The organism is Nocardioides alkalitolerans DSM 16699 (genome assembly GCF_000426525.1).
Lineage (GTDB): Bacteria > Actinomycetota > Actinomycetes > Propionibacteriales > Nocardioidaceae > Nocardioides > Nocardioides alkalitolerans.
In genome coordinates this window covers 38,514-52,556 of the sequence record NZ_KE384533.1, presented here as the reverse complement: position 1 = coordinate 52,556, position 14,043 = coordinate 38,514, and the positions used below count along the sequence as shown (strand labels likewise).

12 protein-coding genes and 1 riboswitch are annotated in these 14,043 nt (G+C 74.5%); of the genes, 9 read left to right on the top strand and 3 right to left on the bottom strand.

The features are described from left to right. Nucleotides 1-18 precede the first annotated feature (18 nt). A riboswitch (TPP riboswitch) is annotated at nt 19-124 on the top strand. Between the two features lie 3 nt (nt 125-127). The 6 genes from K329_RS0116950 (at nt 128) to K329_RS27495 (ending at nt 8,045) form a co-directional block, all read left to right on the top strand. Further along, nucleotides 128-1,195: a thiamine ABC transporter substrate-binding protein gene (locus tag K329_RS0116950; RefSeq protein WP_028473985.1), complete on the top strand. Its 1,068-nt coding sequence runs from the start codon at nt 128-130 to the stop codon at nt 1,193-1,195. A 46-nt stretch (nt 1,196-1,241) separates the two neighbouring features. Next, a complete protein-coding gene (locus K329_RS0116945; RefSeq protein WP_028473984.1) occupies nt 1,242-2,873 on the top strand; it encodes an ABC transporter permease in 1,632 nt (543 codons plus the stop codon). Between the two features lies 1 nt (nt 2,874). Then, entirely contained in the window at nt 2,875-3,936 is a 1,062-nt protein-coding gene (locus K329_RS0116940; RefSeq protein ID WP_052337032.1) for an ABC transporter ATP-binding protein, read from the top strand. A gap of 56 nt (nt 3,937-3,992) precedes the next feature. Further along, nucleotides 3,993-5,198, top strand: a complete 1,206-nt coding sequence (locus K329_RS27505) for a phosphatase PAP2 family protein (protein ID WP_245596589.1) — start codon at nt 3,993-3,995, stop codon at nt 5,196-5,198. Between the two features lie 64 nt (nt 5,199-5,262). After that, nucleotides 5,263-7,356 (top strand): acyl-CoA dehydrogenase family protein, encoded by a 2,094-nt coding sequence (locus tag K329_RS27500; protein WP_084541403.1) that lies wholly within the window; start codon nt 5,263-5,265, stop codon nt 7,354-7,356. 2 nt (nt 7,357-7,358) lie between these two features. After that, nucleotides 7,359-8,045, top strand: a complete 687-nt coding sequence (locus K329_RS27495) for a class I SAM-dependent methyltransferase (protein WP_052337031.1) — start codon at nt 7,359-7,361, stop codon at nt 8,043-8,045. Here K329_RS27495 and K329_RS0116920 read toward each other — a convergent pair. From K329_RS0116920 to K329_RS0116910, 3 genes are all read right to left on the bottom strand, one after another. Beyond that, a complete protein-coding gene (locus tag K329_RS0116920; RefSeq protein WP_028473982.1) occupies nt 8,018-8,428 on the bottom strand; it encodes a hypothetical protein in 411 nt (136 codons plus the stop codon). The genes K329_RS27495 and K329_RS0116920 overlap by 28 nt on opposite strands. Beyond that, nucleotides 8,425-9,513: a hypothetical protein gene (locus K329_RS0116915; protein ID WP_028473981.1), complete on the bottom strand. Its 1,089-nt coding sequence runs from the start codon at nt 9,511-9,513 to the stop codon at nt 8,425-8,427. Before K329_RS0116915 ends, K329_RS0116920 begins: the two co-directional genes overlap by 4 nt. Nucleotides 9,514-9,601: 88 nt before the next feature. Next, the gene (locus K329_RS0116910; RefSeq protein WP_028473980.1) at nt 9,602-10,096 is read right to left on the bottom strand and encodes an inorganic diphosphatase; all 495 of its coding nucleotides are present in this window, start codon (nt 10,094-10,096) and stop codon (nt 9,602-9,604) included. A gap of 225 nt (nt 10,097-10,321) precedes the next feature. Between K329_RS0116910 and dacB the strand changes: the two genes are divergently transcribed. Genes dacB through tilS form a run of 3 tightly spaced genes read left to right on the top strand, consistent with a single transcriptional unit; the run spans nt 10,322 to nt 14,025 of the window. After that, nucleotides 10,322-11,860: a D-alanyl-D-alanine carboxypeptidase/D-alanyl-D-alanine endopeptidase gene (gene dacB / locus K329_RS27490; protein WP_052337030.1), complete on the top strand. Its 1,539-nt coding sequence runs from the start codon at nt 10,322-10,324 to the stop codon at nt 11,858-11,860. 25 nt (nt 11,861-11,885) lie between these two features. Next, the gene (locus tag K329_RS0116900) at nt 11,886-12,980 is read left to right on the top strand and encodes a zinc-dependent metalloprotease (RefSeq protein ID WP_245596587.1); all 1,095 of its coding nucleotides are present in this window, start codon (nt 11,886-11,888) and stop codon (nt 12,978-12,980) included. Between the two features lie 7 nt (nt 12,981-12,987). Further along, nucleotides 12,988-14,025, top strand: coding sequence for a tRNA lysidine(34) synthetase TilS (tilS, locus tag K329_RS0116895; RefSeq protein WP_028473978.1), 1,038 nt, complete (start codon nt 12,988-12,990; stop codon nt 14,023-14,025). Nucleotides 14,026-14,043 lie beyond the last annotated feature (18 nt).

Here is a 14,043-nt window from a genome sequence, read left to right as displayed (position 1 = left end):
GGTGGCCGTAGGGTGGCCCGCACACGACAGGGGAGCGCCCACGGGCGCTGAGAGTGCGGATCCGCCGCAGACCCTCGAACCTGCTCCGGTTAGCACCGGCGAAGGGAGTCCGATGTTCCGCCTGCCCATGCCTGCCCGCACCCGACGCGCACCCGTGCTCGCGCTCGCGTCCGTCCTCACGCTCGGCTCGCTCAGCGCCTGCTCGCTCGTCGGGGGCGGTGACGACGAGTCGGCCGACGGCGCCGAGACGGTCGTGCTGCTCACCCACGACTCGTTCTCGCTGCCCGACGACCTCGTCGCGGCCTTCGAGGAGGAGAACGGCGTCGAGCTCGAGATCCGCCAGCCCGGCGACGCTGGCGCGGTCGTCACCGAGATCGGCCTCAACCCCGACGACGCGGGCGCCGACGTCGTCTTCGGCGTCGACACCACCTTCGCCAGCCGCCTCCTCGACGCCGACGCGCTCGAGACGTGGGACGGCGAGCTGCCCGCCGGCGCCGAGGCGTTCCGCCTCGACGGCGACGACCGCCTCGTGCCCGTCGACAACGGCAACGTCTGCGTCAACGTCGACACCGCCTGGTTCGCTGAGGAGGGCATCCCGGAGCCGGAGACGCTCGACGACCTCGCGACCCCGACGTACGCACCGCTGTTCGTCACCCCCGGCCCCGTCGACTCGAGCCCGGGGCTGGCGTTCCTGCTGACGACCGTCGCGGCGTACGGCGAGGACGGCTGGCAGGACTACTGGACCCGGCTGGTCGACAACGGCGCCAAGGTCGTCGACGGCTGGAGCGACGCCTACTACGTCGACTTCACCGCGGCCGGCGAGAACCCTACCCGCCCGATCGTGACCTCCTACGACTCCTCGCCCGCCGCGACGGTGACCGAGGACGGCAGCGCCACCACCACCCGTGCGCTGCTCGACACGTGCTTCACGCAGGTCGAGTACGCCGGGGTGCTGCGTGGCGCCGACAACCCCGAGGGCGCGGACGCGCTCGTGTCGTGGCTGCTCTCCGCCGACGTCCAGGAGGCGCTGCCGACGAGCATGTACGTCTACCCCGTCGCCGACGACGCGGCGCTGCCAGAGGAGTGGGCCGCGTTCACCGAGCGCCCCACGGACCCCTTCACGCTGCCGACCGACGAGATCGCCGAGAACCGCGAGGCGTGGATCAGCGCCTGGCGCGACGTCGTCGCCCGCTGACGCCCCCGACGCCCGGGCCGCCCGGGCGTCGACCGGCCGCCTCCCCATGAGACGCACCCTCGGACTCCTCACGCTCGCGGCGCTGCCGCTGGCGGTCCTCGCCGTGTTCTTCGTCGTGCCCGTCGGCGCGATGGTGGCGCGCGGGTTCGTCGTCGACGGCACGTTCGACCCGGGTGCCGTCGTCGAGGTGCTGGGGCGCGACCGCACGGGGCGGGTGCTGTGGTTCACCCTCGTCTCGGCGGGGTCGGGCACGGCGCTGAGCGTGCTGCTCGGCCTGCCCGCGGCGTACGTGCTGCACCGGCTCGACCTGCCGGGCGTGCGCATCGCCCGGGGCCTGCTGCTGGTGCCGTTCGTGCTGCCGACCGTGGTGGTGGGCGTGGCGTTCCGGGCGCTGCTGGGCGACGGGGGACTGCTCGGGTCCCTCGGTCTCGACGGCTCGGCCACCGCGATCGTCGCGGCGCTCGTGTTCTTCAACGTGGCCGTGGTCGTGCGGGTCGTCGGCGGGGCCTGGGCGTCGCTCGACCCGCGGGCCGGGGAGGCGGCGGCCGCGCTCGGGGCGAGCCCGGCGACGGTGCTGCGCACGGTGACGCTGCCGGCGCTGCGGCCCGCGATCGCCTCGGCCGCGTCGGTCGTCTTCCTCTTCTGCTCGACCGCCTTCGGGCTCGTGCTCACGCTCGGCGGGCTGCGCTACGCGACCGTCGAGACCGAGATCTACCTGCTCACCCGCGCCTTCGACCTGCCGGCGGCGGCCGGCCTCTCGGTCGTGCAGATCGTCGGCGTCGTGCTCCTGCTCGTGGTGGTCGGCCGGCTGCGGCGCAGCGACGACGCGGCGGCCGGGCGCGCGCCGACGACGCCGCGGCGCATGCAGGGGTACGACGTGCCCGCCGTCGCCGCCACGGTCGCCGTCCTGGCCGCCACGGCCCTGCCGATCGTGGGCCTCGTGGTCGCCGCGTTCCGGGTCGACGGGGCCTGGAGCACGGCGAACTTCCGGGCGCTCACGGGCACCGGTGACGACACGGCGCTGCTCGTGCCGGTCACCGAGGCGCTGCGCAACTCGCTGCAGATCGCCGTCGACGCCACCTGGATGGCGCTCCTGCTCGGCCTGCTCGTGGCCCTCGTGGTGACGCGCCGGGCCCGAACCCGCACCGAGCGCACGGTGCGCGGCGTGCTCGACGGCGTCTTCATGCTGCCGCTGGGCGTCTCGGCCGTGACGCTCGGCTTCGGCCTGCTCATCACCGTCGCGCGCCCGCCGCTGGCGCTGCGCGACGACCCGCTGCTCGTGCCCCTGGCGCAGGCGCTGGTGGCGCTGCCGCTGGTGGTGCGCACCCTCGTGCCGGTGCTGGCCGGCATCGACGACCGGCAGCGGCAGGCGGCCGCCTCGCTGGGGGCCTCACCGGCCCGCACGCTGCTCGTCGTCGACCTGCCCGTCGCCTGGCGGCCCGTGCTGGCGGCCACCGGCTTCGCCTTCGCGGCGTCGCTGGGCGAGTTCGGCGCCACCGCGTTCCTCGCCCAGCCCGACCGTCCGACCCTGCCCGTCGTCATCGCCCGCCTCATCGGCACCCCGGGCGGCACGAACTACGGCATGGCCACCGCCGCCGCGGTCGTGCTGGCGGCCACCACCACCGTCGTCATGCTGCTCGTCGAGCGGCTGCGGGTGCCGAGCGTGGGAGCGTTCTGAGATGCCGGACGAGACGTCGACCAGCCCCGACGGCACCGCCGTGCCCGACGGGCTCCGCCTCGGCGGCGTCACGGTCGCGTACGACGGGAGCCCGGCCCTGCGCGACGCGTCGCTGCACCTGCCGCGCGGCGAGGTGCTCGCCGTGCTCGGCCCGTCGGGCAGCGGGAAGTCCACGCTGCTGCGCGCCGTCGCCGGGCTCGAACCGCTCGACGACGGGACGGTGACCTTCGACGCTGCCGACCTCGCGGGCGTGCCGGTCCACCGCCGCGGGTTCGCGCTGATGTTCCAGGACGGCCAGCTCTTCCCCCACCTCTCCGTGGCCCGCAACGTCGGCTACCCGCTCCGGCTGCGCCGTACCCCCCGGCCCGACACGGCCGCCCGGGTCGCCGGGCTGCTCGAGCTGGTGGGGCTGACGGGGTACGCCGACCGCCTCCCCGCGACGCTCTCGGGCGGCGAGCGGCAGCGGGTCGCGCTCGCCCGGGCCCTCGCGTGCGACCCACGGCTGCTGCTGCTCGACGAGCCGCTCTCCGCCCTCGACCGCCACCTGCGCGAGCGGCTGGCGGGCGACCTGCGGCGCATCCTCGTCGCGGCCGGCACCACCGCCCTGCTCGTCACCCACGACGTCGACGAGGCGCTCGCGGTCGCCGACCGGATCGCGGTCGTGCGCGACGGCCGGGTCGTGCAGTCCGGACCGGCCGCCGCCGTCCTCGCCGCGCCCGTCGACGCCCCGACGGCCCGTCTCCTCGGGTACGGCGTCGTGCTCGACGGCGACGCCGCCGACCGGGTGCTGCGGGCCGCGGGGCGCCCGGCGAGCCCGACCCCCGTCGGCGTCGCGCTCCGCCGTACGGCCTGCCGCCTCGTGCCCGCCGGCACCCCCGACGCGCTCGCGGGCGTGGTGGTCGCCACCCGGCTGACCGCCGCCGGGGCGCGGTGCACCGTCGCGGTCGCCGACGTCGGTGAGCTCGACGCGGCCCCGGCGGACGGGGTCCCGGAGCCGCCCGCGGCGGGCGACGCGGTCGCCGTCCGGGTCGACCCGGCCGGTCTCGCGGTGCTCGCCGGCTGACGTGACGACGCCCGACGGATGGGTGCCGCGCGGCGTCGACCTCTAGGATGACCGCCGTGTATCGCCGCGCCTATGTCCTCCTCATCGGGGTCGCAGCGACGATGGCGGTCCTCACCTTCGCGACCGCCCTCGCGCTCGATCGGTCCGTCGTCGACCCCGAGGGCTTCCTCGGCCCGGGGTGGCTGCGGTTCCCGCTGCTGGTCGGCGCCGCGCTGCTCGTGGACCTCGTGCCCCGCGCCCTGTGGCGGGCCCGGCTCAACCCGCGCGAGACGTCGGTGCACATCAAGGAGCGCTGGCACCAGCACTGGACCCGCGAGCGGTTCACCCTGGTCGCGCTGGGCATCGGCTGCTTCTACGTCACCTACGCCTGCTACCGGAACCTGAAGTCGTTCCTGCCGTTCGTGCTGGGCGACAAGAAGTACGACAACGAGCTGCACGCGCTCGACAAGGTGCTGTTCCTGGGCAACGACCCGTCGGCGGTGCTGCACACGCTCTTCGGGTTCGTCTGGTTCGAGCAGCTGATCTCGACCATCTACCTCTGGTACCTGCCGATGGTGCCGGTGCTCGTGGCCATCTGGGTCATCTGGTCGCGCAACATCTCGTTCGGCTACTGGTTCGTGACCTCGCAGGTCATCGCCTGGACGCTCGGCACGGCGTCCTACTACATGCTGCCGGCGCTCGGCCCGGGCTTCGCGTTCCCCTGGCTCTACGAGGACATCAGCACGGGCGCGAGCGACCTGCTGGAGTCGTTGTTCTACAGCAGGACCAACGTCCTGTGGGGCGACGGCGAGGGTCTGCAGTCGACCGCGGCCTTCGCGAGCCTGCACACCGCGATCACCCTGCTGTGGGCGCTGATGGTGCAGTACACGATCCGCAACCGGATCATCCACTGGATCTTCTGGGCCAACTTCGGCCTCACCATCATCGCGACCCTCTACTTCGGCTGGCACTACGTGGCCGACGACATCGCGGGCGCGATGATCGCCATCGTCGCCTTCTACGTCGGCGGGGTCGCGAGCGGGCAGAAGTTCGACAGGAGAGGTCTGACCAGCCACCCCACGACGACGACGTCGAAGGTGCCGCTCACCGAGGGCGGCCGCGACGCCGACGTCCGTGTCGAGGACCCCTCCGACGCGTCCCCCGAGGCGTCGCGCCTGCGGTTCCCCTGGAGCAGGCGCAAGCGCCGCGGTACGGCGGGCGCCGACGACGGCGGGGCAACGGGCTCCGGCACGGGGTCCGGCGCCGCCGGCGACCCCGCCTGACGCTCCGGATCTCGCCCGTTCGGGCCATGGGACCCGTATGTGACCCGCGGGTAGGTTGGGCGGCATGTCCGACACGGTCGCCCCCGAGCTGTCCACCTCCACCGACGACGCCGACGGCCCCGCCGCGGCCGCCGACCGGTCCGACCACGCCGGCCGCGCCGACCGCGCCGGGACCTCCGGCTACGTCCAGCCGACGGTCGACGTGCCGGTGCTGACCCGCATCCTCGACGGCCGCTACGCCGAGGTCCGCGACCTCGTGCGCACGAACCTGGCGGAGTACGCGGGCGTGCTCGAGGACGCCGAGACCATGACCGGCCCCGAGTTCCGCGAGCGCGTGCTCGAGATCGTGCAGGAGATGGCGAAGACCGGGCAGACGGGCTTCGGCTTCCCCGAGGAGTACGGCGGGGGCGGCGACGTCGGCGCCTCGATCGCGGCGTTCGAGACCCTCGCGATGGGCGACCTCTCCGTGCTCGTCAAGGTCGGCGTCCAGTTCGGCCTCTTCGGCGGCGCGGTGCTGCAGCTGGGCACGAAGCGGCACCACGACGCCCACCTCTCCGACATCATCCACGGCCGCACGCTGGGCTGCTTCGCCATGACGGAGTCGGGCCACGGCTCGAACGTCCAGGCGTTGGCGACCACCGCGACGTACGACGTGGGCACCGACGAGTTCGTCGTCCGCACCCCGCACGACGCGGCCCGCAAGGACTACATCGGCAACGCCGCCACCCACGGCGAGCTCGCCGTCGTGTTCGCCCAGCTGCACATCGGTGGCGAGAGCCAGGGCGTGCACGCCTTCCTGGTGCCGATCCGGGTGCGCGACGACGCGGGCGACCTCGTGCCGGCGCCCGGCGTGCGCATCGAGGACTGCGGCCACAAGATGGGCCTCAACGGCGTCGACAACGGCCGGCTGTGGTTCGACGACGTGCGCATCCCGCGCGAGAACCTGCTCAACCGCTTCGCCGACGTCTCCGCCGCGGGCGTCTACAGCTCGGAGATCGAGAGCCCGGGCCGTCGGTTCTTCACCACGATCGGCACGCTCGTCCAGGGCCGCGTGAGCGTCGGTGGCGGCGCGATCAACGCCAGCAAGGTCGCGATGGTCCTCGCGGTGAGGTACGCCGAGCGCCGCCGCCAGTTCGAGGCCAGCTCCAAGGAGTCGGAGCAGCTGCTGCTCGACTACGGCATGCACCAGCGCCGGCTCCTGCCGCTGCTCGCGTCGACGTACGCGATGCACTTCGCGCAGGCCGACGTCACCCGCCAGCTGCACGAGGTCTTCTCGACCGACGGGGGAGACGACAAGGACAACGGGCTGGCCCGCCGCTCGCTCGAGTCGGCGGCCGCCGGCATGAAGGCGGCCGGCACGTGGCACGCGACCCGCACCATCCAGGAGTGCCGCGAGGCGTGCGGCGGCGCCGGCTACCTGGCCGCCAGCCGGTTCGCGGCGCTGAAGGCCGACACCGACGTCTTCACGACCTTCGAGGGCGACAACCACGTGCTGTTCCAGCTCGTGGCGAAGGGCCTGCTCACCGACTACGCCGGCGACTTCCAGGACGCCGACCAGTTCGAGATGGTGCGCCTCATCGCCGGTATCACGCTCGACGAGCTCGTGAAGCGCACCCGGGCCCACCAGCTCTTCGAGCGGGTCCGCGACCTGCTGCCGGGCGGCGACGACTGGGACTCCGAGGCCGGCCTGCTCGACCCCGCCTACCAGCTCGCGATGCTGCGCTACCGCGAGGAGCAGATCATCTCGTCGGCCGCGCGCCGCCTCAAGCGCGGCGTCGACGACGGCGAGAACCCGGGCGCGGTCTTCTCCCGCGTGCAGGACCACGTCATCGCCGCGGCCCGCGCGCACGTCGACCGCGTCGTGCTGGAGGCGTTCATCGCGGCCGTCGACCAGGTGCCCGAGGGCGACGAGAAGGTCGCGCTCAACCTGCTCGTCGACCTGCACGCGCTGTCGACCATCGAGGGCGACCGGGCCTGGTTCCTCGAGCACGGCCGCATGACCGCGGCCCGTTCGAAGGCCATCACGCGGGAGGTCGGCGACCTCTGCCGCAAGCTCCGCCCGCTGGCCGGCGACCTCGTCGACGCGTTCGGCGTGCCCCCGGAGATCCTCCGCGCCCCCGACCTCCTCGGCCCCGTGGTCGTCGCCGCCGAGGCCTGACCGTGGTCCGCCGTCCGCTCGCCCGCCTCCGCTCGCTCGCGGGCGGATGGGACGGTGACCCGGCGTGGGCGCACGTCTACAGCTGGTCGGTCGACCACCCGGCGTACGGCGCGCTCGGCTGGCGCCTCGCGGTCGGCTCCGACCTGCGGCTGCTGCTCGACGTGGCCGACGGCACGGGCCGGCTGCCGGAGGGCTCGCGCGTCCTCGACGTGCCGTGCGGCTCGGGGGTGGCGCTGCGCGGGCTGCGTCCCGGGCAGGGCGTCGACTACCAGGCCGTCGACATCGCCCCGGCGATGCTGGAGCGGACCCGCCGTACCGCCGAGCGGCTCGGCGTCGCCGACCAGGTCACCGGGGTCGTCGCCGACGTCGCGGCCCTGCCCTATGACGACGGGGCGTTCGACCGGGTCGTCAGCTTCACCGGGCTGCACTGCTTCCCCGACCCCCGCACCGCGTTCGCCGAGATGGCCCGCGTGCTGGCGCCGGGCGGCGAGCTGGTCGGCAGCGCGGTGCTCACCGACTCCGGGCTGCGGTTCGAGCCGCTGCGCCGGCTGGGTCGGCTCTCCGGCCTGCTGGGCCCGCTGTGCTCGAGCGACGACGTACGGCGCTGGGCCGCCGCCGACGGCGTCGTCGACCTCGAGGTCACGACGAGCGGCGCGATCGGCTACTTCCGGGGTCGGCGCGCGTCCTGAGCGAGGGCGTCGTACGCCGCCGCCCGCTCGGCCGCGATCTCCCGCAGCACCCGCCCGAACTCGGGGTGGCGGCGCAGGTCGCGCTCGTCGGCGGTCCCGCGTCGTACGGCGGCCGCGAGGTCGTGGAGGGTCTCGTCGTCGCTGCGGCGCAGCACCTCGGCCGTGACGTCCAGCGTGCGGCGCGGGGCACCCGGGACGGGGGAGTCGAAGCGCGACAGTCGTCCGGCCTCGGAGCGGAAGCCGGCCAGCAGCCGCGGCAGGTGGTCCGTCGCGTAGGCGGTGACCGCCCGGACGTCGGTGCGGGGCGGCGCCGGCAGCGGGTCCGTGCGGGCCGGCAGCTCCCGGGCGAGCGGGCTGCGCCACTCGTCGTCGGCGCGCCTCACGGGCCGTCCACGTCCGAGGGCGTGTAGGTGGTGGAGGCGCCGTCGGGGATCGCGAGGCCCGGGTAGGTGTCGATCTGGCCGAGCGTGAGCGGGAAGACCGCGACGAGCGCGAAGACCAGGTCGATGATGAGGAAGATCAGGTCGATCGCCTTGGCGACCGCGAAGATCCACTTCAGCGTCTGGCTCGAGCCCCGCCGGATCGCGTTGAGGATGTCCTCGGGGTCGAAGCCGATCCACTCGATGAACACGCCGACGGCCCAGTCGATGAGCTCGCAGAGCGCGTCGGTGAGGAACCGCATGCCCATCGCGAAGCCGTGGAAGCCGTTCGAGGTGCGCCCGAGGTCGCTCTGGTGGGAGGCGAGCACCTCGCAGAAGCCCGAGAGCGAGGTGTACGCCGCGTCGGCCGCGTTGCCGCTCCAGTGCGGCTGGAGCGCGAGCACGGAGGCGGCGACCTCGGCCTCGGCGCGCTCGAAGAAGTCCTTGAGCTCGGCCAGCGAGAGCGACGCGGTGCCGATCGTCGTCCAGTCGCCGTCGAAGGTGTCGCGCAGGCCCTGGGTCGGGGAGGGCAGGTGGGCGAACAGCGGGATCTGCAGGAGCCCGTCGATGGCCCAGGTGAGGCTGACGACGTAGCTGGTGTTGTCGAGGATCGCGCGCCAGACGTCGAGGCCCTCGAAGAAGTCACCGGGCGGGGCGAGCTCGGCGCTGAGGTCGGCGGTGGTGATCCCGGCCGTCTCGCCGTCGGCGTCGAAGCCGTAGCCGGCGTCCGGCGGCGGCGACCCGTCGAGGAGTGCGTCGAACTGGGCGCGCTGCGCGAGGTCGGTGGCGTCGTAGTCGTCGGCGTTCGCCCCCAGCGCGTCGCCCGCGCCCTGGAGGTAGGACTGCACGGGGCCGCTCCCGGCGTACGCGGCCTGGAGGTCGGCCCGCGCCCGGTCGAGCTCGGCGACGATGTTGTCGAAGGTGACGCCCCCGGTCGGAGCCCGGACGTGGGTCTCGGCGTAGGTCAGGGCCGCGGGGATCGCGGCCGCCATCGCGCGCAGGTCGTCGCCCACGCTGCGCAGCGCACCGGTCTCGACGTGGAAGCTCACGGCGACGTCTGTGCCCCTCGTCCTGCGCCCACAAACACCGCTGCCCCCGGGAGGACCCGGGGGCAGCGGCGGTGGAGCGGGGTGCTGCTCAGTACTTGTGACCGTTGTCGGAGTAGCGCTGGAACGACGCCTTGATCTCCGCCTCGGCCTCGGTGTGGCCGACCCAGTCGGCGCCCTCGACGGACTTGCCGGGCTCGAGCGCCTTGTAGACCTCGAAGAAGTGGCGGATCTCGAGCAGGTCGAACTTGGAGACGTCGCCGAGGTCCTTGAGGTGGTCGACGCGCGGGTCGCCGGCGGGCACGCACAGCACCTTGTCGTCGCCGCCGGCCTCGTCGGTCATGCGGAACATCCCGATCGCGCGGGACTTGATGAGGCAGCCCGGGAACGTCGGCACCGGGAGGATGACCATCGCGTCGAGCGGGTCGCCGTCCTGACCGAGGGTGTTCTCGATGAAGCCGTAGTCGGCCGGGTACTGCGTGGACGTGAAGAGCGTCCGGTCGAGGCGCAGGCGACCGCTGTGGTGGTCCACCTCGTACTTGTTGCGCTCGCCCTTGGGGATCTCCACGAGTACGTCGAACTCCAGCACGGCTTCTGCCTCCCACGTCTGACCGCAGCGGTGCGGTCGTTGTCTTTAGGTCGTATCGGGGTGGATCACCGGCGTGGTGCCGGGTGCTGCGGTGGCCCGGTGGGCCGAGGTGCGGGGTGTCGGTGCGGTCGCGCACAATGGCGCGGACCGTACGAACAGGGGTGATCCTAGGTGCCACGTGGGGCTCGTCGCAGGCGGGGCCGAAAGGTTCTGCTGCCCGTCGTGCTGGTCCTGGTCGTCGTGGCGGGCGCCGGACTCGCCGTCTGGCGCCTCGACCTGGTCGACCGGTGGGTGACGGGGGAGTCGCCCGACCCGTCCACCGATCCCGCCGCCGTGGCGCCTCCGCCCGGCCTCGAGGTGCCCTCGATCACCGACCCGAGCCCGCTCCTCGACGTCTCCGCGGCCGACGGTGCGGTGGTCGACACCGCGGCGGTCGCGGCGGCGCTGACGCCCTGGCTGGCCGACCCGGTGCTGGCGGGCCGCATCCTCGTCGGGGTCGCCCCGCTCGACGCCGACGACGCGACGACGTCGGGGCAGCAGACGTACGTCGCGGGGCCCGAGCGGGTTACCCCGGCGTCCACCACCAAGCTCCTCACCTCGGTCGCCGCGCTCGAGGCGCTCGGCGGCGACCACACCTTCACCACCTCCGTCGTCGACGGCACCGACCCCGCGGCGGGTGCGGACGCACCCGGCCGGGTCGTGCTCGTCGGCGGTGGCGATCCCTACCTCGCCCGCGAGCCGGTCGAGGCGGGCTCCGCGGCGTCGCGCGTGCCGATCCGCGCCGACCTGCGCACCCTGGCGACGGAGACGGCCGCCGCGCTGCAGGCCCGGGGCCGCACGAGCGTGCAGGTCGCGTACGACGCGTCGCTGTTCACCGGGCCGGCCGTCAACCCGTTCTGGCCCGCCGACTACGTGCCCGACGACGTGGTCGCGCCGATCACCTCGCTGTGGGTCGACCGCGGGCGGGCGGCCGACGACGCCGACGACGTCGTCGCGGACCCCGCCGCCGACGCGGCCGCGTGGTTCGCGGGCGCGCTGGCGGAGGCCGGCATCCAGGTGGTCGGCGAGCCGACGGCCGGCCTCGGCGGCAACGGCGAGCCGCTCGCCACCGCCGAGAGCGCCCCGCTGGAGAACATCGTCGAGCGGCTGATCTCGGTGAGCGACAACGAGACGACGGAGGTGCTCGCCCACCACGTCGGGCTGGCCGTCGCGGGCGACGCCTCCTTCGAGGGCGGGGCCGCGGCGACGCGCGAGGTGCTCGCCGGTCTCGGCGTCGACCTCGGCGGCGACGTCCTGCGCGACGGCAGCGGGCTGTCGCGGGAGAACGCACTGTCGGCCGCCACCCTGCTCGGGGTCGTCGAGGTGGCGGCGGCCGAGGAGCACCCCGAGCTGCGGCCGGCGCTCACGGGGCTGCCGGTCGCCGGGTTCAGCGGCTCGCTGGCCGGGCGCTTCGACACGGCCGACCCGGCGGGGCTGGGCGACGTACGCGCCAAGACGGGCACGCTCACCGGCGTCCAGGGCCTCGCGGGGGTGCTGCACGACGCGACGGGCACGCCCCTGCGCTTCGTGCTCGTGGCCGACGCGGTGGGGGAGGCCGACGGGCTCGACGCCCGGGCAGCGATCGACCGCGCCGCCGCCGCGCTCGCCGCCTGCGTCTGCTCGACCCCGCTGGGCGAGCCGGAGCCGACACCGTCGGACCCGCCGTCGGACCCGCCGTCCGCCCTCGCGTCCACCGACCCCGCCGACGCCGCCACCGGATGACCGCGCTGGCCGTAGGGTCGCGAGCATGACGGCAGCGGAGCAGGAGCCTTCCGGCGGCGGGATGATCGACTGGGACCTCGCGGTGCGGATCGGTGCCCGGCTCGCGCCGCCCGAGCCCGACGTACCGGCCGACGCCGTCGCCGAGACCGTCGCCGCGCTGCGGGCCGACGCCGAGCGCTCGACGGGTCTGGTGCAGGAGTTCACGGGCCTGGCGGCCCGCCCCCACAGCGCGCCGGTGCTCGTCGTCGACCGGGCCCGCTGGATCGAGGCGAACGCCCAGAGCTTCGCGATGCTGATGGACCCGTTCGTCGAGAAGCTGGTCACGAAGCGCGAGTCGAACGTGCTGACGCAGGCGCTGGGCCCGGTGCGCGGCGTGGGCACGGCGATCGGCTCGCGCGTGACCGGCACCGAGGTCGGCCTGCTGCTGGGCTTCCTGTCGGGCAAGGTGCTCGGCCAGTTCGACCCGTTCGCGCCCGCCGACGTCGCCCCCGACGGCCGCCTGCTGCTCGTGGCGCCGAACATCTGGAAGATCGGCGACGACATCGGCGCGCGCCCCCGCGACTTCCGCCTCTGGGTCTGCCTCCACGAGGAGACCCACCGGGTGCAGTTCACGACCGTCCCGTGGCTCCGCGACCACCTGCGCGACCAGGTCTCGGCGCTGGCCGGCACGGTCGACCCGGGCTCGGTGCTGGAGGACGGCCTCTCCCGGGTGGCCACCGCCGTCCGCAACGGCGGGCGCGGCAGCCTGATCGACATCATCGGCACGCCCGAGCAGAAGGAGATCGTCGACCGGGTCACCGGCATGATGTCGCTGCTCGAGGGCCACGCCGACGTCGTGATGGACGGCGTGGGGCCGAAGGTCATCCCGACGGTGAAGCGCATCCGCGCCGCCTTCAACGACCGGCGCGTGGGCCTCGGCTTCGTCGACCGCCAGCTGCGGCGGCTCCTGGGCCTCGAGGCCAAGATGGCGCAGTACCGCGACGGCGCCGCCTTCGTGCGCTCCGTCGTCGACCGCGTCGGCATGGACGACTTCAACGCCATCTGGACCTCCCCGCAGACCCTGCCGAGCAAGGCCGAGATCACCGAACCCGACGCCTGGGTGGCGCGGGTGCTCGGCTGAGGTCGACGTGACGCTCGACCCCGCCGTCGCGGCGGTGCGCAACGCCGTACGCCCGGTGCTGGCGCCGACGGGACGGGACGGGTCCGCCGGCGCTGCCGGCCCGGCGGTGGTGGCGGTCGCCTGCAGCGGGGGCGCGGACTCCCTGGCGCTGCTCGCCGCCACCGTCTTCGTGGCGCACCGCGCGCGGGACGCCACCGGCACCCGCGTCGTCGGGGTGACCGTCGACCACGGCCTGCAGGACGGCTCCGACGAGCACGCCGCCCGGGTCGTCGAGCAGATGGCGGCGCTGGGCGTCGACGAGACGGTCGCCGCGCGGGTGCGGGTCGAGGCCGACGGCCACGGCGTCGAGGCGGCGGCCCGCGAGGCCCGCTACGCCGTGCTCGGGCAGGTCGCGACCCACTTCTCCGCCGAGCGCGTGCTGCTCGGCCACACGCTCGACGACCAGGCCGAGACGGTGCTGCTGGGCCTGGCCCGCGGGTCCGGCGGACGCTCGATCGCGGGCATGCGCCGCGCCTTCGACCCGTTCGCGCGACCGCTGCTCGACGTCTCCCGCGCCCAGACCGAGGCGGCGTGCTCGGCCGAGGGCATCGCGTGGTGGACCGACCCCCACAACGCGGACCCCCGCTTCCTCCGCTCCCGGGTGCGGCACGCGGTGCTGCCGGTGCTGGAGGCCGAGCTGAACCCGCAGGTACGCCGCACGCTCGCCCGCACCGCCGACCAGCTGCAGGCCGACCTCGCCGCCCTCGACCACTACGCCGACGCGCTCGAGCTCGCGGCGGTCACGGGGGAGGGGCTCGGGGTGGCGGTCGACGCCGCGGCCCTGGCGGCGGAGCCGGGTGCCGTCGCCGACCGGGTGCTGCGCCGGGCGGCCGTCCGAGCGGGCGCCCTCGACGCGGACCTCTTCGCCACCCACGTCCAGGCGCTCCGCCACCTCATGGAGGCGGCACCCCACGGCGAGGCCCAGCTCCCGGGCCACCTCACGTCGTACGTCACCGGCGCGCCCGCCGGGCGGCGCCTCCGGTTCCGCCGCACCGACCCCGTGTAACGCGGTGTCCGGGTGTCT